Here is a 19,735-nt window from a genome sequence, read left to right on the forward strand (position 1 = left end):
ACCGCACGGCGACGCAAACCCATACCATTTACAGGCTTTTTACGGTAAATCTCTGTGCCTGAGCCGGGACAACAGGCATACTGTGGACGACATCCACACCATGGCTTACGGCCAGGCGGTAACATGAAAAATGACGACAAAGACCCCGATGACACCTTCAGTGACTTATTAAAAGTCATTGCGCTGGTCGTGATTGCTCTCTTTGTTATCGGCGGCTGGTATTTCAGCTGATCAATAGAACAGGAGATCACCTTGGCAACCAAACGCATGCGCACCAAGCACTGGAAGATGTTTTTGATTTTGTTGTTAATCTGCGTCGCCCTATTGTTATTGCGCTGGGCGGCAATGGTCTTCGGTTAACGCCAACCGGACGCCGGCGCTATTTTCAGTTACGCCGTTCGCCCGGCGTTTTAGCCACCGGCTCCAGCAGCTCTCGCAGATAGGCTATTCGCGCCTCCCCCTGCGGCAACCACAGACGGCACAACCGATTTTGCACTTCTGCCCGCCGGCTCAGGCGATAGTATTCCGCCAGTTGATCGACCAGTTTCATCACGCACCCTCCAGATATTCGACAAGCTAAGTATTGGGCGAAAAAACCAGAAGAAACACTGATGCCTTATTTTTTATGCTTCCGGTTTTAGCGTTGTGCGACCGGTGCAGTGGCGAACCCCAGGCCCAACTGCTACATTGACCAAAAATCACCCAGCCGAGGTAAACGATGATGTTCTCGGAGCAGGAGATAAAACCCGTGTGGGATGAGGTCGCCCGTTTGATCGGTGACAGCGTGATGCAACTGCGCCATCGCGGCGAGGTGTTATCGGTAGAAACGCTGGCGAAGCACCTGGCGCGGCAGTTGGCTGAAAGCAACGATATCGAACGCCGGATCCTGATCGGTGCGGCGATCAACATGCTGAAAGATGGAAAGTGAATCGCCAACCGGAATGGTTGGCGATTCGGCAGAAGCCCGAGGTATGCAAGCCCGGCCTTCTGAGCGCTACTATGTCAGGCTGACCCGATGAAATTAATAGGAATTATCGCGTTTTTGCCAAAAATTACTCTTTTTGTTGCCTTGGCCTATCAACAGCAAAATAAAAAACCGGAGGAATCACCCCCGGCTATCCATCATGAATGTTGGGCTCAGATTAACCAACCCAGCAATAAGGTCGCGCCAATCACCGTCGAAGCACCGCCAATGCGCGTGGCAATTTGCGCGAACGGCATCAGCCCCATGCGGTTGGACGCGGAGAGGATCGCCACGTCGCCGGTACCGCCCAGCCCGCTGTGGCAGCAGGTGACGATCGCCGCTTCAATCGGGTACATTTTCAGGTAAGGCGCAATCAGGAAGCTCACCACGCCCATCGACAACACCACCGAACCGCAGACCACCACATAGCCCACCGAAAACACCGCCACCACACTTTCCAAGGGGACATACAGCATGCCCAGGCCAATCATCAGCGGCCACACCAGCGCGGTGGAAACGAACTTGTAAAAACTGTGCGCGCCAGTTTCCATTGAGACCGGGATCACCCGGCAATATTTGCACAGGACGGCAAACAGAATCATCAGCACCGGGCCGGGAATATGCACAATGTGTTCAAACAGGCCGCCAACGATAAAGAAGGCGCAGATCACCAGCAGCCCGCCGCCCATCAGTTGGAAATCGACAGTGCCGTTGGTTTCCTTGATGGCGAACACCGCATTTTCCTGCGTCGAGCGGATCAGCATGCCTTCCCCGCTCAGCGCTTTGCGCTGCAGGCCGATACGCGCCAGTACCCCAGCCGCGACGATAGCGAAGATATTGCCCAACACCGCCGCCGGTGCCAGTTGCGCCACGTAAACGTCCGGTGTCGATCCCAAAATGGCGGAATACGCCAGCGACAGCGGCAAGATACCTTCACCTATGCCGCCACCGATGATTGGCACGATGATAAAGAAGAAGGTGTGGTAGAAGGTAAAGCCAAACAGCTTGCCCACCAGCAACCCGGTGACGACCGCCGTTACCGTGCCGACCACTAAAGGTACGAACATGCGAATCATGCCCTGGATCAGGATCACCCGGTTCATGCCGAGTATGCTGCCCACCACCAGACTGGCGATAACGAAGTACAGCAGGTTGGCTTCTTTCATCAGCAGATGGACAGTGCCCATCACGTTAGGCTGGAAGACGTTAAAGTAAACCAGAACCGAAGGCACCATCAGGCATAAAATGGCCGGGCCGCCGATATCCCGCAACACGGGAATACTTTTGCCTAAATGCGCCAGCGCAAAACCCAGCGTCATAATCACCGCCAGGCCGCCGATCATATTTTTCGGCAAGAAGTTGGCGTAGGCCGACACGGTAACAATGGCGCAAATAGTGATAAACAACGCGACCGGAACCGCGCCGATATCCATTTGTCGAATTTGATTAATTAATCCTGATGAATCAGGGAGTGGCGTATTTTTTTCACAGGCAACTTCTGCATTTATCTGTTTCATTATTCACCCTGCTGACAAGTGTTCGGTGCGGAACGGTTCGCCTGACCACAAGCGAAGAACGTTATCAAACAAAAACAACTGTTTATCATAAATTTTATTGCGTATTTTCGTTTTTTAATAATGGAAAAAACAGTGGACAGCTCAGACAATATGATAAAAAATAAAAATACAAAACTAAATTGCGTCGCGTTAATTCAATATTGTGAGCCCCAACCAATGTTGGTTTTAATTAATTATCGTCAGCGTTTTGTAATTAAATTAATCAGGTCAAAATTCGCTGCTATGCTATAGATGGAAGTAAAAATCCGTGCGTTTATTAATGAGAACCGGAGCAGTAATTAGCTGAATCCGGTCAGCTGTACCCGAGCTTCTTCTCTGCACGCGGCACCGTGCGGGAGTGAGGCACATAATATATGCCGTATGGCTTTCATCTTTGCCAATGCCCCGGCTTGAAAGGCTACGGACATAGAACCGATAAGGAAGTAGATATGTCTTCAACCGCTGTTACCCCACAAACGCTGGCCCGCTACGGTATCCATCAGGCTACCGAGATCGTTTATAACCCAAGTTACGAACAACTGTTTATCGAGGAAACCCGCGCCGACCTGCCGGCACTGGAACGCGGTACGCTGACCCGGCTTGGCGCAGTTAACGTCGATACCGGCGAATTCACCGGCCGCTCGCCGAAAGACAAATACATCGTCCGTGACGACACCACGCGCGATACCGTCTGGTGGTCCGATAACGGCACCGGCAAAAACGACAACCAACCGCTGTCGCCGGAAGTCTGGCAGCACCTGAAAACCCTGGTGGGCAATCAGCTCTCCGGCAAACGCCTGTTCGTGGTGGATGCATTCTGCGGCGCCAATGCCGATACCCGCCTGAAGGTGCGTTTCATTACCGAAGTGGCCTGGCAGGCGCACTTCGTCAAGAACATGTTTATCCGCCCGAGCGAAGCCGAACTGGTCGATTTCGAACCGGACTTCGTGGTGATGAACGGCGCCAAATGCACCAACCCGGACTGGCAACAGCAGGGGCTGCATTCAGAGAACTTCGTCGCCTTCAACCTGACCGAACGCATTCAGTTGATCGGCGGCACCTGGTACGGCGGCGAGATGAAAAAGGGTCTGTTCTCCATCATGAACTACCTGCTGCCGTTGCAAGGCATTGCCTCCATGCACTGCTCGGCCAACGTTGGCGAACAGGGTGACGTGGCGATATTCTTTGGCCTGTCCGGCACCGGCAAAACCACCCTCTCCACCGATCCCAAGCGCCAGTTGATCGGTGACGACGAACACGGCTGGGATGACGACGGCGTGTTCAACTTTGAAGGCGGCTGTTATGCGAAGACCATCAAGCTCTCGCAGCAGGCCGAGCCGGAAATTTATCAGGCAATTCGTCGCGATGCGCTGCTGGAAAACGTGCAGGTGCTGGCAGACGGCAGCATTGATTTCGATGACGCCGGCAAGACCGAGAATACCCGCGTCTCCTACCCGATCGACCACATCGAAAACATCGTCAAGCCAGTGTCCAAGGCTGGCCACGCCAAGAAGATCATCTTCCTGACGGCGGATGCTTTCGGGGTTCTGCCACCGGTTTCTCGCCTGACGCCGGAACAAACCCAATATCACTTCCTGTCCGGCTTTACCGCCAAACTGGCCGGTACCGAACGCGGCATCACCACGCCAACCCCCACCTTCTCCGCCTGTTTCGGTGCTGCGTTCCTGACGCTGCACCCGACGCAGTACGCCGAAGTGCTGGTGAAACGCATGGAAGCGGCCGGTGCTCAGGCCTATCTGGTGAATACCGGCTGGAACGGCAGCGGCAAGCGTATCTCCATCAAGGACACCCGCGGCATTATCGATTCGATTTTGAACGGCGAGATTGAGCACGCCGAGACCTTCACCCTACCGATCTTCGGCCTGGCGGTCCCAACGGCGCTGCCGGGCGTTGACCCTTCGATCCTCGATCCGCGCAAAACCTACGCCGACGAATCGCTGTGGCAGGAAAAAGCGCAGGATTTGGCACAGCGCTTTATCGATAACTTCGCTAAATACACTGTGACTCCGGCAGGCGAAAAGTTGGTGAACGCTGGGCCGAAACTGTAAACACTCCCTGTTTTATCCGGGCGCCTGAAGGCGCCCTTTTTATTTCCATGACCCGTCCTGAATGGGTGAAACGACCGGTAGTCAGGCTGTAGTATCACAGGCAGGATGCCAGTCCCATCAGCAACACCTCTTTGCAGTCAGCCGGAAAAAAACGCAGCCCCTCCGTCACCCAACAGGGCGATGGCCAGCAGATAACAGACTGCGCTCATCTGTCTCCTCCTTACCGGGCCGACTCAAGCGGCAGAAACGTCTCAGTAAAAAGGGGGGATCGGTCAACGTGAGTGGACCGGTGACATTTATCGATTCCGCGCAGCCATGGCATCCCGTACTAACCCCGGCAGCACCAGCGTCAACGCCGCCGTAATGCGAGTGTCGATGTCGCTGCCCGGCGGCAACAGTCCAAGCGCCATCTGGCGCAAGGGTTCGGCCATCACCATCGCCAGCAGCAGATCGCTGGTCTGCGCACAGTCCAACTCACGTAACCAGCCGTGCCGTTGTTGGCGCTGCAGCCAGTCCGCCACAATGGCCCGACCGCGTTCAATGCCGTTACGCTGATAGGCCGCCAACAGGGCTTCCCGCCCAGGAAACTCGCTCTGCAACAGGCGAAAGACCCCCACCGCCTGCACGCTCAGCACGTGATGCGCAATGGCGCGCAAACCCTGCTCAAGCAGCGGCTGCACCTCTGCCGCCCGCTGCGCATCCTGTTCAAACGCCGGCCGAAAAGCGTCGGTCCAGCTGGCTATCGCCTGCATCACCAGCGCATCGCGGTTCTCGGCAAAACGGTACAGGGTTTTCTTGGCCATACCGGCCCGTTTCGCCACCGCGTCCACGGTAGTGGCGGCATACCCCTGCGTCAGCAACAGCGCCAAAGTGGCCTCAACCGCCGCCGCGCGCAGCTCCGCCTCCGGGGCCGAAGGCCTTCCACGCGAGCGCGGTGCGGCATCCTTTTCATTTGCCATGATAGTTCCTCGAAATCGTTGACAGAGACAGCATACCGGCATAGCCTTAATTAAGAAACAAATATCGTTTCCTAATTTATAAGGATGACCGTTATGACACATCAATCGCTGATGCTCCCTTGGGGCGTTAATGATATCAACGCGTTGCTTAAACCGGAACCGCTGCTGCTGGAGATGGGGCTGACGCGCAGCACCGACGGTTTACTGACCGTGGCGATCCGCGCCGATCTGCCCGGCTGCAAGGGCCGCATGCTGGACTGGTGGTTTACCTTTTTTGAGACCACCCAGCACATTCGCTGGTGGCATCCGCACGATCACGTTGAGCACCGCGGCTGGGACAGGCACTGGAAAAAAGGCGAAAGTTACATTGGCGCCAGCATCAACGCGGTTGAATGGCTGGCGGAGTTGCCGCCGGTGCCGGCTCGCCTCAAGTTTCACGCCGCCGAAGATTTTTTTGCCGCGCAACCGCTGCAACAGGCGCGCGACACCCAGGCGCTATCTGCCGCCATTTGCGCCCGCATCGGCTTCGGCGAGCAGGTAGCGCTGGATGACAACGGTGATCCCCGCGACGGTGAAATGCTGCATTTGGCGCGTGACACGCCCTACGGCTGTGTGCTGCGCAGCCGCTTCCTGCTGGGTAAATCCTGTGCGAACGCGCATGACGAGCTGCCGGACGAGATTGGCTTTAATCTGATGCGCCACTGCTATAACGAATTCAGCTATCTGGCGCAGTTCCTGCCGTCGTTGTACTACGCCGAAAATGGTCGTGAGGCGGCACCGTTACCCTGGTAATGATTAGGCGTAAGCGTTTTATTTTCAGGTGGAATCTCTATAGTTGGGGACGCTCAATCCACAACGGTAAGCAACCGGAGAACCTATGGCAGAACAACAGTATTCAGGCGGCTGCCTCTGTGGCCATATTCGCTTTCAGGCCAGCGGGTATCCGGGCAATCCGCACAGTTGTTCTTGCGAGTACTGCCAGCGGCACTCCGGCGCACCGACGCTGTGCTGGGTGGAGTTTCCCCGCCAGGCCATCAGTTGGGTCGGCGCAGGCGGCATGCCCACACTGTACCGTTCTTCCGACTATTCCAGCCGCGCATTTTGCCCACGCTGCGGCAGCACCCTGGGAGCGATGGATGATGAGCCGACCATCGCGCTGGTCACCGGCAGTTTCGATCAAAGCGGCCTACCGGTGCTGCGCCCCACCGCCCACGCCTTCGCCGACGGTTGTCCCCATTGGTGGAAAATCGACGGCATTGTCTGATGCCGCTATCGCCCTTCACACTTCCCGTTGAAAATAATTGATTGTTTTGTCATATGAATTTAGAAGTGGATGACAACAATTCAAACACACGGGAACGGGAATGGACGCACAAACGACGGTTATCGACGCACGCCAGTCGCGCCAGGCATTACTGGCCGGATCGGTCGGCAACTTTATCGAATGGTATGAATTTGGCGTTTACGGTTTTCTCGCCACCGTCATCGCCGCCAATTTTTTCACTCTGCAGGGTGAAAGTGAAATCACCAGTCTGATCCTCACCTACGCCGCCTTCGCGCTGGCCTTTTTCTGCCGTCCGATCGGCGCGGTGATTTTCGGCCGCATCGGCGACAGGATCGGGCGCCGACCGACGCTGATTGCGGTATTGCTGCTGATGACCCTGGCAACCGCCCTGATCGGCGTGATGCCGACCTATGCCTCTATCGGCGTCGCCGCCCCGTTGCTGCTGACCCTGTTGCGCATGTTTCAGGGGCTGTTCGCCGGCGGCGAGTTCGGCGGTGCGGTGTCGCTGATGACCGAGTTCGCGCCCAAGGGCAAGCGTGGGCTGTACGGCGCCTGGCAATCGCTGACCGTGGCGTTCGGGCTGTTGGCCGGTGCCGGGCTGGTGGCGCTGCTGGCCGCGCTATTGACGCCGGAACAGTTACATGACTGGGGTTGGCGCATTCCCTTCCTGTTGGCGTTGCCGATGGGCGCGGTGGCGTTGTGGCTGCGGCTGAAACTGCAGGAAACGCCGACCTTTAAACAGGCGCAACAAAGCGGCGGCGAAACGGCGCAAGCGCCGGAAGTGAAGCTGGGCGGCATGCTGAAAACCATTCTGATCGGCATTGGCCGCATGATGGGCTGGTCCGCCGCCGGTTACACCTTCCTGGTGGTGATGCCGTCCTACCTGCAAACCTCGCTGCACGCCACCTTCCAGCAGGCGCTGGTGGCCACGGTGCTGGCCAACGTCGGTTTCGCCCTGACCATTCTGCCCGCCGGCATTCTCAGCGATAAGCTGGGGCGCAAAGTGGTGATGCTGGCGGCGGTCATCGCGGTGATCCTGTTTACTTTCCCGCTGCTGCACCTGCTGCAAGACCCGCAAAGCTCGCTGCTGGCCAAAGGCATCGCAGTATTGATCGCCGGTGCGGTGGTCGGGATGCTAGCCGGCCCCGGCCCGGCGATGCTGGCAGAGATGTTCCCGACCAAAGTGCGCTACACCGGTCTGGGGCTGGCCTACTCGCTGTCCAACGCGGTATTTTCCGGTTCAGCGGGGTTAATCATCACCGGTTTGATCAAGCAGACCGGCAACCTCGATATCCCGGCTTACTACGTGGTCGCCACCTCGGTGGTCAGCCTGTTCGCTCTGATGACCCTGCGACGCGACGATCATCTGCGCTCGCTGAACGCGCGTTAATCTTGAAGGGGCGCATAGCGCCCCAAGTTCGAACCGCTGCGCAATTTTTGTGCGCCGTTCTAGTGCATCCCTCCAGTCACCGTTTCAACGCCCCTCTCGCCCCGTCAGCAAAATGACTGATTATTTATAGTTATTAATAAGTTGAAAAATAATTCCCGCCACTATTCGCAGTTGGCCCTTAACTTGCTCCGCCTTGTATATACATGGACGGACATTACCGACACGGACATCACTATTACTCACCAGTGCGAAAGACGAGGTTCCCCCATGAAGCAACCCATAAAAACGCTGCAAAAAATGCTCGCCACCGCCTGCTGCCTCAGCATGCTTGCCGCCCCGGCATTCGCCGCCGAGACACCTCTGGTCAAGCCGGAGGCCGGCACCTTCAAAATGGGCATTGAGCCCTGGTTGGGCTACGGCCAGTGGCACGTAGCCAATAGCCTTGAGCTGTTCAAACAACAGGGGCTGGACAAGGTGGATATCATCAACTTCGCCGAAGATAAAGACATCAACGCCGCACTGGCCAGCGGCCAGATCGATGCCGCCAATATCGCCACCCACACCGCTATGGGCATGGTGTCCGCCGGTCTGCCGGTCAAAATCGTGCTGCTGCTTGATCAAAGCCAAACCGCCGACGCGTTGATTGTCGGCCCAGGCATCAAAACGCTGAGCGATCTGAAAGGCAAACAGGTGGCATACGAAGAAGGCACCACCAGCGACATCCTGCTGCACAGCGCCCTCGCCTCCGCCGGAATGAAATGGAGTGACATAGTGCCAGTGCCGATGCCAGCCGACGCCGCAGGCAGTGCGCTGATCGCCAAACGCGTCAGCGCCGCCGTCACCTACGAACCTTACCTGAGCATGGCGAAGAAACAGGATGCCGACGTAAAAATGCTGTACAGCGGCGAGTCCGATCCGGGCCTGATCAGCGACGTGCTGGTGGTACGCGACGAGGTGATCAAGTCCAGGCCGGGCCAGGTCGCCGCCATGATTAAAAGCTGGGATGCCGCGTTACGGCATTATCAACACAACACTGCGGCGGACCGGGCAATCATCGCCAAACAGGTTGGCGCCAGCCCGGCCGATCTGGCCAGCGCGTTTGACGGCGTGAAGTACTACTCGCTGGCGGAAAACAAGCAGGTCCTGAGCGAGCACTTCGCCAAACACACCTTCGCCCACGTGCTGAAAGCGGCCACAGAAGCCAAGCTGGTGAGCAAACCGGTCACGCCGGAAAATCTCATCGACGCGCGATTCGTTAACGGTCTGTAAGCCGGATTAGCGCCGGCCGGCGATTTATGACCGGCGCAACGCCCCATCAGAGGAAAGACCCGATGAGTTCGATAAAACTGGATGCGCCTAACGCGCGCACGCATCTGAACAACGCCCCACCGCCAGGGCGGCGCAGGCGCAAGCCGCTTGGGCTGATGGTGATCGGCAAAACGCCGTCGCGCGGGCTGTTCGTCGCCATCGCCATGGCCGTGTTCGCGCTGCTGCTGCTGAGCTGGTGGCTGGCAACCCGCAGCGGCGCGGTACCGGCGATCTTTATGCCCACGCTGGACGGCGTATGGCGCCGCATGGTCAGCCTGGCGCAGGACGGCACGCTGTGGAGCGATATTCGCAGCAGCCTGTACCGCATCTCGGTGGCCTTCCTGATTTCGTCGATGATGTCCATTGTCATCGGCGTATTGGCCGGCTGTTACGGTTTTTTCAAAGCGGTCACCGAACCGCTGGTGGATTTTGTCCGCTATATGCCGGTGGTGGCCTTTGTGCCGCTGACCATTTTGTGGACCGGCACCGATGACGTGCAGAAATTCCTGATCATCTGGATCGGCACCTTCTTTCAACAGGTGCTGATGGTGATCGACACCGTAAAGCGCGTGCCGGGGGATTTTGTCGGCCTGGGACGCACGCTCGGCATGCCGGACCGCAATATCCTGTTCAAGATCGTGCTACCCAGCGCGCTGCCGGGCATCTGGGATGCGTTGCGCATCAGCCTCGGTTGGGCCTGGACCTGGCTGGTGCTGGCGGAGCTGGTGGCCTCCACCTCAGGGCTGGGCTACCGCATCGTGGTGTCGCAGCGCTTTTTCCAGACCGACACCATTATCGGCTACATCCTGCTGCTGGGGCTGCTTGGGCTGATCACCGATCAACTGATGCGCGCCGCCGAGCGCGTGTTGTTCCGCTACAACGCGAGGCGTAAATAATGGCGACCCTAACCCTAAACGGTCTGAACAAAAGCTTTCAGGTCGGTAAGCGATCGCGTCAGGTATTGCATGACATCGATCTGACGCTGCACGACAACGAGTTTGTCTCTGTGGTCGGCAGTTCCGGCTGCGGCAAAAGCACCCTGCTGTCGATCGCCGCCGGGCTGGAGGATTTCGACAGCGGCAGCGTGCGCGTTGACGGCGTGGACATTCGTGGGCCGGGCATCGATCGCGGCGTGGTGTTTCAGTCTTATACCCTGCTGCCGTGGCTGACCGCCCGCCAGAATATTGAATTCGCCCTGAAGGCGGCGGGCTATGGCCGCGGCGAATGCCGTGACATCGCCGGCGACCACCTGGCGCTGGTCAAGCTGACCGAATTCGCCGATGCCTATCCCAACGAACTGTCAGGCGGCATGAAACAGCGGGTGGCGATTGCCCGTGCGCTGTCCTACCGGCCGAAAATCCTGCTGATGGATGAACCCTTCGGCGCGCTCGACGCCATGACGCGCCACCAGATGCAGCTGTTGCTGACCCGCATCTGGGAAACCCATCGCCTGACGGTGATGTTTGTCACCCACGATATCGAAGAGGCGGTGTACCTGTCGGACCGCATCGTGGTGATGGGGCCGGGCAAAATCAATACCACCTTTCAGGTCGATCTGCCGCGCCCGCGCAGCGAAGAAGTGAGCGGTGACGCACGCTATATCGATCTGCAACGTCAGGTTCTGAAATCTATCCGGGAACAGGCTTCCCAACACGAATTAGCTTAGGAGCATCCCCATGTCGCACACAGTGACCTTTCACGATCTCAGCCACAGCCGGCAATTGCCGGAAGCCCTGTTCCAACGCACCGAAGCCGACTTGTCGTTCTTTATCGAACGGGTGCAGCCGATTATCGCGGCGGTACGCAGTGAAGGCGATGCCGCGCTACAGCGCTTCGCACGGGAATTCGATGGCGTACAGGCCGAGCGCATGTCGATTCGCGTCGAACAAAGCGAGTTCGACGACGCCATGGCGCGGCTGGATCCCGCCGTCACCGCCGCTATCGCCTATGCCGCCGGCAATATCCGTGCGTTTCATGAAGCGCAGAAACCGGAAGAAATGTGGTTGAAAGAGATGCAGCCCGGCGCTTTTGCCGGCGATCGCCACCTGCCGATCGATTCCGTGGCCTGCTATGTGCCGCGCGGCAAAGGTTCGTTCCCCAGCGTGCTGCTGATGACGGCGATCCCGGCGCTGGTGGCCGGCGTACCCCGGCCGGTGGTGATCACCCCGCCTGGCCCGGATGGCAGAGTCGATGATGCCACGCTGGTGGCGGCGCAGTTGGTCGGCATCCGCGAAATTTACAAGTGCGGCGGCGCGCAAGGGGTAGCGGCAGTGGCTTATGGCACTGAGACGGTGCCAAAGTGCCTGAAGATCGTCGGCCCCGGCAGCCCCTGGGTGGTGGCCGCCAAACGCCAGTTGGCGCAGTTGATCGATCCCGGCGTGCCGGCCGGCCCCAGCGAAAGTATTATTTTGGCCGATGACAGCGCCAACGGTGCACTGGCGGCGTTGGACTTGATCATTGAATCGGAACATGGCCCGGACTCCTCCGCCTGGCTGGTGACCTCCAGCCGCCGGGTAGCCGAACAGGCGATCGCCGCACTGCCGGGTTACTGGGCGCAGCTTGACGAGAAACGCGCCGGCTTCTCGCAAAGCGTGCTGTGCGGTGCCCACGGCGGTGTGGTGCTGACGCAGGACTTCGCCGCCGCAGTAGCCTTTGTTAACGGCTACGCACCGGAGCACCTGGAGATCCTGGCGGAAGAGCCGCTGGCGGTGATGGGCCAAATTCGCAACGCCGGTGAAATCCTGCTGGGCAATTACACCCCGGTGACGTTAGGCAACTTTGTGCTCGGCCCCAATGCGGTGCTGCCGACCAATGGCGCCGCCAAAGTGGCCGGGCCGCTGTCGGTATTCGACTACATGAAGCGTATTTCGGTGGGTTATGTCACCCGCAGCGGCTACGACGCGTTGGCGGAAAAGGCGCACGGGTTTGCCCTGTATGAAGGCTTCCCCGCACACGCGCTGGCGGTGTCACCGCTGCGTAAAACCCTGCTCGATCGTCAGTCCTGAACAGGCAGTGAGGTTACGATGACCGATAATCCTATTCCCCGCACCGCCCGAGGCGAACCCTTGGCGGCGCAGGCCAGAGCGCTGACCCACGCCGGCGAATGGCGGCAGGCGGCGGACAAACTGCGCCAACTGGTGCTGGAGATCACCGGAGTGGCGGTGGGCGAGTTGAGCATCAACCGCGATCAGTACAGCCTGAACTCGCTGAACGGCCAGTTGCAATTGGCCGACGGCCGCGGCCTGTTCTTTAAATATCACCACGAGGAAGGCGAAGACCACACCATCGAGGAGTATTACAACGCCGAGCTGCTGCGCAACAACGGTTTTCGCGTCGATGTGCCGCTGTATGCCTGCGGCGAGCCGGGGCGGCAGATCCTGCTGTACCGGTTGCGCCACGACCGGCGGCTGGCCGACGTGTGCCGCGAAATCGAACTGCAACAGAGCTGGCCGCAGATGGCCCCGGTGGTCGATGCCCAGCACCGTGCCGATGCGGAGATCCTGCGGATGACGCTGCCGACGCTGAAAATCGGCCAGCCTGCGGCGGTGGCGCGCGAGCCGATCCACCAGCTGTTTCATCACCGGTTGGTCAGCCCTGGTGCCACACCGGGATTGGGCGGCCGGGTGGCGCAGTTCTACGTAGGCAAAACCTTCCAACTGGCGCAGCAAGCGTTGAGCTGGGCGCAATTGCAAGACCTCCAGTGGGAAATCAACGGCGTGCGCTATCGCCATACGCTGGGTGAACTGCTGTTGCAGGCCGGTGAACTGTTGGCCCCGGCCGAACTGGCGCAGCACGGCGTGGTGATCGCCCACGGCGACGCGCACAACGCCAACGTATGGTACGAAACCGATCGCCCGCCGCCGCAGTTGGTCAGTTTCGATCCGGCCTTCGCCGGGCGCAATATCCCGGCGCTGCTGGCGGAGATCAAAGCGACTTTCCACAATATTTTCGCTCACCCGTTCTGGCTGTACGAACCGCAGCGCTGCGCGACGCATTACCGGGTGGCAGCCCGGCTGGAGGGGCAACGGCTGATCGTCGAGCATGACTGGCAGTTGACGCCATTGCGCGCCGCCTTCCTGCAGGACAAAGGTGCGCTGTACTGGCGGCCATTGCTCAGCGAACTGACGACGCGCGGCTGGTTGCCGCATAACTGGCGGCGGTTGATGCGGCTGGCGCTGTTCTGCTGCCCGACGCTGGTGCTCGATCTGCGCGCCGGCGGCGGCAGCGGCCATACGCCGGAAAGCTCGGCGCTAGGATTTGCCATCGCCATGATGCTGGGCAGCGACCCCGTCGACGGCAAGGACGTGGCCAGCCGCTGGTTCACCGCCATCGATCCGCAGTTCGGCGGTGAAGTATGAAAGCCGCACGTTTTTATGGCGTAGGCGACCTGCGCATCGAAGACATCGCCCCGCCGTCCGCCCTGCCCGACGATGCGGTACGCCTGCGGGTGCTGGCCGCCGGTATTTGCGGTTCCGACCTGCATAACTTCCGCACCGGGCAATGGATCGGTCCTCTGCCGGTCACCCCCGGTCATGAGTTCTGCGGCGAAGTGCTGGCGATCGGCAGTGCGGTAAGCCGCTTTGCCGTTGGCGACCGGGTGGTGGCCGACTCACGCGTCGGTTGCGGCCACTGTGCCGCCTGCCAAAGCGGGCGTCACAACCTGTGCCGTTCGCTGGGTTTTGTCGGCGAAGTCTGCGACGGCGGCTTTGCCGAACAGGTGCAGTTGCCGGCCTCACGGCTGCTGCGGGTACCGGATACCCTGCCGGCGGCGATTGCCGCCCTGAGCGAGCCGCTTGGCGTGGCGCTGCGGGTGGTGAATCAGTTGAACCCGCCCCCCGGAGAACCGGTGTTGATCGCCGGTGGCGGCACCATAGGCGGGTTGGTCGCCTTGTTATTGCATCATCTGCGCGGCTGCCCGCTGCTGGTGGCGGAGCCCAACCCGCTGCGGCTGACAAAGCTCAGCCAGGTGCTGCCGTTACAGGCGGTGGAGCTGGATCACGACTTACCGCTGGCGGCAGCCTACGCGGTGGAGGCCACCGGCGTTACCGGGGTATTGAATCAACTGATTAACCTCGTCACCCCAGGCGGCCGCATTGCCATGGTTGGTCTGTTTCATGGGCAGGCGGCAATCGATGCCAATAGGCTGGTGGAGCGCGAGATTTCGCTAATCGGTTGCAGCGTGTTCGCCGATGAGCAACGCAGCGCCATCAGTCTGTTGCCGCAGTTGGCCGGCGAACTGGCGCACTGGATATCCCGGCCGATCCCTCTCGACGCATTGCCGGATACCTATCGGCAATTGCTGGCGGGGCGCGTCGGAGCGCTGAAAACCCTGGTGGTTCCCTGAGGAGAATTTATGCAAAACACCTATTTACCGCCAGGCCTGGCCCCCTTTTCACTGCTCGGCAAGCGTGCCCTGATCACCGGCGCTACGCGGGGGATTGGACAGGCGCTGGCGATCGGGCTGGCGCAGGCCGGTGCGCAAGTGATCGTCGCCGGACGACAACGCGCCGCGCTGCAAGAGGTGGTGCAACAGCTGAATAACTGGGGAGAACACCCGGAAATGCTGCTGTTGGATGTTCAGGACCCGGCGTCGATTGAAACCGCCTTCGCCACGCTGGCGGGCAAACCGCTGGATATCCTGATCAACAACGCCGGTATCGAACGCCTGTGCCCGTCGCTGGAGGTGGATGAAACGTTGTGGGACAGCATCGTCGGCACCAACCTGAAAGGCGCTTTCTTCTGCGCGCAGGCGGCGGCGCGCCTGATGGTCAAACAGGGCAGCGGCAGCATCATCAACCTGTGCTCATTGACCAGCGAAGTCGGCGTGCCGGGGGCTACCGCCTACGGCGCGTCAAAATCAGGGCTCGCGGGCATGACGCGTGCGCTGGCCAGCGAATGGGCTACCCACGGGATCCGGGTCAACGGCATCGGACCAGGCTATTTTCAGACCGCGATGACCGAGGTGTTTTACCAGGACAACGGTTGGCGCGAGTCAATGCAGAATAAAATCCCGCTAGGCCGCTTTGGCAAGCTGAGCGACCTTACCGGCGCGGCCATTTTCCTCGCAGGCCCGGCGGCATCCTACATCACCGGCCAGATCCTGTATGTCGACGGCGGCTATCTGGCCAGTATCTGAATAAACGCAGGCGCGGGGCGATATCCTGACCCCGCCCTCTCCGGCGCCTTGCATCCATCCAGTGATGACGATCACAACGCAAATATGTTAACGTTAACTTTTGTGATTAACATCGCAATCCCTGACGTTGGTGGCTTTATTTGGCCAAAGGTTAACGTTAACAATAAGACTGACATCATCCATCAGGGCATCTCACATGAACCGCGAAACAAAAAAATATTATGTGCTTCTAAGCGGCCTGTTGTTTTTCTTCTTCTTTACCTGGTCGGCCAGCTTTTCACTGATCTCCATCTGGCTAAACCAGAAAATCGGCCTGAAAGGCACCGAAACCGGCCTGATCTTCTCGGCCATGTCGATCATGGCGCTGTGCGTGCAGCCGCTGTACGGGTTTGTTCAGGACAAACTCGGGTTGCGTAAGCATCTGCTGCTGTTCGTCGGTGTGCTGCTGTTGCTCACCGGGCCGTTCTTTATCTATGTTTATGCCCCGCTGCTGCAAACCAATCTGGTGGCCGGCGCACTGGTTGGCGGCCTGTTCGTCAGCCTGGCGTTCAACGCCGGCATTGGCGCGCTGGAATCTTATACCGAGCGCGTCAGCCGCATCGTCGGCTTCGAGTTCGGCCGGGCGCGTATGTGGGGCTCGCTGGGCTGGGCCAGCGCCACCTTCTTTGCCGGCTTTATCTATAACATCAACCCGAACATCAATTTCTGGATTGCCTCGGCCTCGGCGGCGGTATTCCTGCTGTTGCTGTGGCAGGTGCGAGAGCTGAAACCCAACGCCATGGCCGGGCTCGAATACGGCAAACCGGAAAACCTGAAGTTGCAGGACGCCTTGGTGTTGCTGCGCCTGCCAGGGTTCTGGGCGTTGGTGGTGTTCGTGCTCGGCACCAGCATCTACGGCGTCTTCGACCAGCAGTTCCCGGTGTACTTCGCTTCGCAATTCGCGACCCACGAGGAAGGCAACCGCATGTACGGTTTCCTTAACTCGCTGCAAGTGTTTCTGGAGGCCGGCGGCATGTTCCTGGCACCGCTGCTGGTCAACCGTATCGGTATCAAGCAAAGCCTGTTGCTGGCCAGCAGCGTGATGGCGTTTCGCATGTTCGGCTCCGGCTTCGCCAACGGCGCGCTGATGATTTCCGCCATGAAACTGCTGCATGCCGTGGAGCTGCCGATTCTGCTGGTAGCCATGTTCAAATACATCACCACCCGCTTTGACAGCCGCCTGTCCTCCACGCTGTACCTGGTGGGCTTCCAGTTTATCAGCCAGATCGTCGCCGGCATTCTGGCACCGCTGGCCGGTCTCGGCTACGACCGCATCGGCTTTGCCGACACCTATTTGCTGATGGGCTGCGCCGTCGCCGGTACCACGCTGGTTTCCTGCTTCCTGCTGCGCGGCGAGACTCCCGCCCGCGCACCTCAATTTCAATCCACGATAAAATCAAGTGAGCCAATCCAATGAACAATGCCTTAGCTCAAGCCGACCATGCGGTCGAAACCCTGCGCGCACAGCGTCAGGACGATTACTACCCGCAGTTTCATCTGGCGCCTGCCGCCGGCTGGATCAACGATCCCAATGGGCTGGTGTACATTAACGGCGTTTATCATGCGTTCTATCAGCACCACCCCTACGACGAAAACTGGGGGCCGATGCACTGGGGCCATGCCATCAGCCGGGATCTGGCGCACTGGCAGCACCAGCCGATAGCCCTGGCACCCGGCGACGACTACGACAAAGACGGCTGTTTCTCCGGCTGCGCAGTGGACGATAACGGCGTGCTGACGCTGATCTACACCGGCCACGTCTGGCTGGACAAAGTGGGCGATGACGATCAGGTGCGCGAGGTACAGTGCCTGGCCACCAGCGAGGACGGCGTACATTTCGTCAAACATGGGCCGGTGCTGGCGCCGCCGGAAGGCATTCAGCATTTCCGCGATCCCAAGGTCTGGCGCGAGAATGACGGCTGGTGGATGGTGGTCGGCGCCAAACAAAACGGCCTCGGGCAGGCACGGCTTTATCGTTCAAAAGATCTGCGCAGTTGGCAATTTGACCGCGTGCTGGACGGCGCGCAGACTCTGCATCAGGGCTATATGTGGGAGTGCCCGGATTTCTTCCCACTCGGCGAAAAACAGGTGCTGCTGTTCTCTCCGCAGGGGCTGGCGGCGCAGGGTTACCGCCACCGTAACCGCTTCCAGAGCGGCTATTTGCTCGGTCACTGGCAGCCGGGCGCCGATTTCAACGTCACTCAACCGTTCTGCGAGCTGGACGCCGGGCATGATTTCTATGCGCCGCAAACTTTCACCGCCGCCGACGGTCGCCGCCTGCTGTTCGCCTGGATGGACATGTGGGAATCGCCGATGCCGAGCAAGGCGCACGGTTGGGCCGGTGCGCTCACCCTGCCCCGCGAACTGACGCTGAATGCCGAAGGCGATGTGCTGATGAACCCGGCGCGGGAGTTGGCGGCGCTGCGCGGCCTGCCGCAGACGTTTGCCGCAGCGCAACTGCGCAACCAACGCCAGCTTCTGGCGGAAAACCTGCAAGAGCTGACGCTGTCGTTGGATCTGGCCGCCAGCGATGCCGAACGCTACGGTATCGCCATTGGCGACGCCGCCCGGTTGTACGTGGACAACCAGGCCCACAGGCTGGTGTTGGAGCGTTTCAGCGAGGAACCGGGTCTGTGCGGTTGCCGCAGCGTGCCGCTGCCGGCGGGCGACACATTGTCGCTAAGGGTGTTTATCGACCGCTCATCGCTGGAAGTGTTCGTCAATCAGGGCGTTGCCTGCCTGACCAGCCGCATCTACCCGACCGATGGCCGGCGCGGCGTGAGCCTGTTTGCCGAAAGCGGCCAGGCGCAGTTTGAAGCGCTACAGGGGTGGGAACTGGCGAGCATCTGGGCCTGATTGCCCTCGGCGCCTGACTGGCAGGGCACGCTTGTCGTGCCCTGTTTCGCTCACATCGATTCGCGCAGCAACAGCGGGCAGGCCACCTTCACCGTCTCGCAGTGATCCAGCTGGTTAATCAGATGCAACGCCGCCTGACGGCCCAGTTCGTAATGCGGCAGTTGCACCGTGGTCAACGGCGGCAGGAACAGTTGACCGATGCCGACCATGTTGTCATAGCCCAACACCCCCACCTGCTGCGGGATCTGCCAGCCCTGAGCCAACAGCACCTGATACACCATAAACGCCACCCGATCGTTGCCGCACACCACCACATCGCAATCGCGCCGTCCCGGTGCGAAATGCCGTTCCAGCAAGGCCACGCAATCGCGGTAGCGCTCATCGCCGTCGCTCAAGTCAAGGTGATATTGCTTGAGTTGGTCTATGTCACCGCCCGCGTCACGCCAGGCGCGCTCCAACCCGCGACGGCGCAGCCCGGCCGCCAGCGTATTTTCCGGCAGATGAATGCACAGCGGCGCCCGGTAGCCTTTGGCGATCAACGCGCGTATGGCGTCGTACTGGCCCTGTTCGTCATCCGGAATGTAGCTGGCAACGCTGTTTCCCTGGCTGACGCAGTTGGCCAGCACCAGCCTTTTATCCAGTAACTTGGGCGGCACCGTGACCTGTCGCAGCCCCATGGTGGTGAAAATCACCCCATCCGGCCGGTGCGCCAGCAGCAAATCTATGGTGTGTTCGGCGCTGTCGTCGGCGAACAGGTTGACGACAAAGCTGTTCCAACCGTGTTCGCGCGCGGTCTTTTCGATCGACAGGATCATTTCCACCGAGAACGGCGTGGTGGCAGTGTCCAGCGCCAGCACGCCGAGCGTCTGCACCCGGCTGCTGTCGCCGCGAATGCGCCGGGCAGAGAGATCGGGCACGTAATCCAGTTGATCAATCGCCAGCTTGACGCGCTGGTAGGTATCTGGCCGCAGTTTGCCTGGCTCGTTGATGGCACGGGAAACTGTCATCAGCGACACCCCGGCAAGTTTTGCAACGTCTTTCAGCGAGGCCATGCGCCCTTCTCTGTGTAGGATAGAAAACCAAATAATCCCACAACTTAACGCCGGACTCTACCCCTTGCGCACCTGCTGCCAGATCATGCACCTGCTGCATAGCTCGCGCCAACCGGGTTCA

The 19,735-nt window shown here is 59.6% G+C and carries 19 protein-coding genes; 15 read left to right on the forward strand and 4 right to left on the reverse strand.

Features of this window, described 5'->3' with window-relative positions; all coding sequences use genetic code 11:
* Positions 1-252: 252 nt before the first annotated feature.
* Positions 253-360: a small membrane protein YniD gene (yniD, locus tag ACUTSW_RS05495; RefSeq protein WP_020438901.1), complete on the forward strand. Its 108-nt coding sequence runs from the start codon at positions 253-255 to the stop codon at positions 358-360.
* Positions 361-385: 25 nt separating this feature from the next.
* Here the strand turns inward: yniD and ACUTSW_RS05500 are convergent, their stop codons facing one another.
* On the reverse strand, positions 386-550 hold the full coding sequence (locus ACUTSW_RS05500; RefSeq protein WP_004943479.1) for a hypothetical protein: 165 nt from the start codon (positions 548-550) through the stop codon (positions 386-388).
* A 168-nt stretch (positions 551-718) separates the two neighbouring features.
* On the opposite strand from ACUTSW_RS05500, the gene ACUTSW_RS05505 reads away from it, so the two are divergent.
* On the forward strand, positions 719-928 hold the full coding sequence (locus ACUTSW_RS05505; RefSeq protein WP_004943477.1) for a hypothetical protein: 210 nt from the start codon (positions 719-721) through the stop codon (positions 926-928).
* Positions 929-1,137: 209 nt separating this feature from the next.
* Here the strand turns inward: ACUTSW_RS05505 and ACUTSW_RS05510 are convergent, their stop codons facing one another.
* Positions 1,138-2,481, reverse strand: a complete 1,344-nt coding sequence (locus ACUTSW_RS05510) for a 2-hydroxycarboxylate transporter family protein (RefSeq protein ID WP_445583885.1) — start codon at positions 2,479-2,481, stop codon at positions 1,138-1,140.
* 488 nt (positions 2,482-2,969) lie between these two features.
* On the opposite strand from ACUTSW_RS05510, the gene pckA reads away from it, so the two are divergent.
* The gene (gene pckA, locus ACUTSW_RS05515) at positions 2,970-4,589 is read left to right on the forward strand and encodes a phosphoenolpyruvate carboxykinase (ATP) (protein ID WP_062870601.1); all 1,620 of its coding nucleotides are present in this window, start codon (positions 2,970-2,972) and stop codon (positions 4,587-4,589) included.
* A gap of 296 nt (positions 4,590-4,885) precedes the next feature.
* Here the strand turns inward: pckA and ACUTSW_RS05520 are convergent, their stop codons facing one another.
* On the reverse strand, positions 4,886-5,548 hold the full coding sequence (locus ACUTSW_RS05520; RefSeq protein WP_062870600.1) for a TetR/AcrR family transcriptional regulator: 663 nt from the start codon (positions 5,546-5,548) through the stop codon (positions 4,886-4,888).
* A gap of 93 nt (positions 5,549-5,641) precedes the next feature.
* Here ACUTSW_RS05520 and ACUTSW_RS05525 point away from each other — a divergent pair, with 93 nt between their 5' ends.
* The 12 genes from ACUTSW_RS05525 (at position 5,642) to ACUTSW_RS05580 (ending at position 18,562) form a co-directional block, all read left to right on the forward strand.
* Positions 5,642-6,340 carry a DAPG hydrolase family protein gene (locus ACUTSW_RS05525; protein ID WP_445583886.1) on the forward strand — a complete coding sequence of 233 codons (699 nt, stop codon included), beginning with the start codon at positions 5,642-5,644 and terminating at the stop codon, positions 6,338-6,340.
* An 85-nt stretch (positions 6,341-6,425) separates the two neighbouring features.
* A complete protein-coding gene (locus ACUTSW_RS05530; protein ID WP_445583887.1) occupies positions 6,426-6,812 on the forward strand; it encodes a GFA family protein in 387 nt (128 codons plus the stop codon).
* A gap of 100 nt (positions 6,813-6,912) precedes the next feature.
* Complete coding sequence (locus tag ACUTSW_RS05535) at positions 6,913-8,223, forward strand: MFS transporter (RefSeq protein ID WP_445583888.1); 1,311 nt, start codon at positions 6,913-6,915, stop codon at positions 8,221-8,223.
* 267 nt (positions 8,224-8,490) lie between these two features.
* Positions 8,491-9,492: an ABC transporter substrate-binding protein gene (locus ACUTSW_RS05540; RefSeq protein WP_445583889.1), complete on the forward strand. Its 1,002-nt coding sequence runs from the start codon at positions 8,491-8,493 to the stop codon at positions 9,490-9,492.
* Positions 9,493-9,554: 62 nt separating this feature from the next.
* The gene (locus ACUTSW_RS05545; RefSeq protein WP_445583890.1) at positions 9,555-10,427 is read left to right on the forward strand and encodes an ABC transporter permease; all 873 of its coding nucleotides are present in this window, start codon (positions 9,555-9,557) and stop codon (positions 10,425-10,427) included.
* Positions 10,427-11,197 carry an ABC transporter ATP-binding protein gene (locus tag ACUTSW_RS05550; RefSeq protein WP_004943452.1) on the forward strand — a complete coding sequence of 257 codons (771 nt, stop codon included), beginning with the start codon at positions 10,427-10,429 and terminating at the stop codon, positions 11,195-11,197. Before ACUTSW_RS05545 ends, ACUTSW_RS05550 begins: the two co-directional genes overlap by 1 nt.
* Before the next feature lie 10 nt (positions 11,198-11,207).
* Positions 11,208-12,536 carry a histidinol dehydrogenase gene (gene hisD, locus ACUTSW_RS05555; protein WP_062870595.1) on the forward strand — a complete coding sequence of 443 codons (1,329 nt, stop codon included), beginning with the start codon at positions 11,208-11,210 and terminating at the stop codon, positions 12,534-12,536.
* Between the two features lie 18 nt (positions 12,537-12,554).
* Positions 12,555-13,889, forward strand: coding sequence for a hypothetical protein (locus ACUTSW_RS05560; RefSeq protein ID WP_445583891.1), 1,335 nt, complete (start codon positions 12,555-12,557; stop codon positions 13,887-13,889).
* Complete coding sequence (locus tag ACUTSW_RS05565) at positions 13,886-14,875, forward strand: zinc-dependent alcohol dehydrogenase (RefSeq protein ID WP_445583892.1); 990 nt, start codon at positions 13,886-13,888, stop codon at positions 14,873-14,875. Before ACUTSW_RS05560 ends, ACUTSW_RS05565 begins: the two co-directional genes overlap by 4 nt.
* A 9-nt stretch (positions 14,876-14,884) precedes the next feature.
* Positions 14,885-15,667: an SDR family NAD(P)-dependent oxidoreductase gene (locus ACUTSW_RS05570; RefSeq protein ID WP_445583893.1), complete on the forward strand. Its 783-nt coding sequence runs from the start codon at positions 14,885-14,887 to the stop codon at positions 15,665-15,667.
* 196 nt (positions 15,668-15,863) lie between these two features.
* On the forward strand, positions 15,864-17,123 hold the full coding sequence (locus ACUTSW_RS05575) for an MFS transporter (protein ID WP_445583894.1): 1,260 nt from the start codon (positions 15,864-15,866) through the stop codon (positions 17,121-17,123).
* On the forward strand, positions 17,120-18,562 hold the full coding sequence (locus tag ACUTSW_RS05580) for a glycoside hydrolase family 32 protein (protein ID WP_445583895.1): 1,443 nt from the start codon (positions 17,120-17,122) through the stop codon (positions 18,560-18,562). The genes ACUTSW_RS05575 and ACUTSW_RS05580 overlap by 4 nt, the downstream gene beginning before the upstream one ends.
* A 50-nt stretch (positions 18,563-18,612) precedes the next feature.
* Here ACUTSW_RS05580 and ACUTSW_RS05585 read toward each other — a convergent pair whose 3' ends face one another.
* Positions 18,613-19,614, reverse strand: a complete 1,002-nt coding sequence (locus ACUTSW_RS05585; protein WP_445583896.1) for a LacI family DNA-binding transcriptional regulator — start codon at positions 19,612-19,614, stop codon at positions 18,613-18,615.
* Positions 19,615-19,735 lie beyond the last annotated feature (121 nt).

The sequence above is a fragment of the Serratia sp. TSA_198.1 genome (genome assembly GCF_052686505.1).

What these genes read in the sequence shown, in the direction of transcription:
- ACUTSW_RS05565 (WP_445583892.1), top strand. Translation starts at nt 13,886, where the DNA reads ATGAAAGCCGCACGTTTTTATGGCGTAGGCGACCTGCGCATCGAAGAC.
- ACUTSW_RS05560 (WP_445583891.1), top strand. Translation starts at nt 12,555, where the DNA reads ATGACCGATAATCCTATTCCCCGCACCGCCCGAGGCGAACCCTTGGCG.
- ACUTSW_RS05535 (WP_445583888.1), top strand. Translation starts at nt 6,913, where the DNA reads ATGGACGCACAAACGACGGTTATCGACGCACGCCAGTCGCGCCAGGCA.
- ACUTSW_RS05580 (WP_445583895.1), top strand. Translation starts at nt 17,120, where the DNA reads ATGAACAATGCCTTAGCTCAAGCCGACCATGCGGTCGAAACCCTGCGC.
- ACUTSW_RS05545 (WP_445583890.1), top strand. Translation starts at nt 9,555, where the DNA reads ATGAGTTCGATAAAACTGGATGCGCCTAACGCGCGCACGCATCTGAAC.
- ACUTSW_RS05540 (WP_445583889.1), top strand. Translation starts at nt 8,491, where the DNA reads ATGAAGCAACCCATAAAAACGCTGCAAAAAATGCTCGCCACCGCCTGC.
- ACUTSW_RS05575 (WP_445583894.1), top strand. Translation starts at nt 15,864, where the DNA reads ATGAACCGCGAAACAAAAAAATATTATGTGCTTCTAAGCGGCCTGTTG.
- ACUTSW_RS05585 (WP_445583896.1), bottom strand. Translation starts at nt 19,614, where the DNA reads ATGGCCTCGCTGAAAGACGTTGCAAAACTTGCCGGGGTGTCGCTGATG.
- ACUTSW_RS05550 (WP_004943452.1), top strand. Translation starts at nt 10,427, where the DNA reads ATGGCGACCCTAACCCTAAACGGTCTGAACAAAAGCTTTCAGGTCGGT.
- ACUTSW_RS05530 (WP_445583887.1), top strand. Translation starts at nt 6,426, where the DNA reads ATGGCAGAACAACAGTATTCAGGCGGCTGCCTCTGTGGCCATATTCGC.
- hisD (WP_062870595.1), top strand. Translation starts at nt 11,208, where the DNA reads ATGTCGCACACAGTGACCTTTCACGATCTCAGCCACAGCCGGCAATTG.
- ACUTSW_RS05500 (WP_004943479.1), bottom strand. Translation starts at nt 550, where the DNA reads ATGAAACTGGTCGATCAACTGGCGGAATACTATCGCCTGAGCCGGCGG.
- ACUTSW_RS05505 (WP_004943477.1), top strand. Translation starts at nt 719, where the DNA reads ATGATGTTCTCGGAGCAGGAGATAAAACCCGTGTGGGATGAGGTCGCC.
- ACUTSW_RS05525 (WP_445583886.1), top strand. Translation starts at nt 5,642, where the DNA reads ATGACACATCAATCGCTGATGCTCCCTTGGGGCGTTAATGATATCAAC.
- ACUTSW_RS05520 (WP_062870600.1), bottom strand. Translation starts at nt 5,548, where the DNA reads ATGGCAAATGAAAAGGATGCCGCACCGCGCTCGCGTGGAAGGCCTTCG.
- ACUTSW_RS05570 (WP_445583893.1), top strand. Translation starts at nt 14,885, where the DNA reads ATGCAAAACACCTATTTACCGCCAGGCCTGGCCCCCTTTTCACTGCTC.
- ACUTSW_RS05510 (WP_445583885.1), bottom strand. Translation starts at nt 2,481, where the DNA reads ATGAAACAGATAAATGCAGAAGTTGCCTGTGAAAAAAATACGCCACTC.
- pckA (WP_062870601.1), top strand. Translation starts at nt 2,970, where the DNA reads ATGTCTTCAACCGCTGTTACCCCACAAACGCTGGCCCGCTACGGTATC.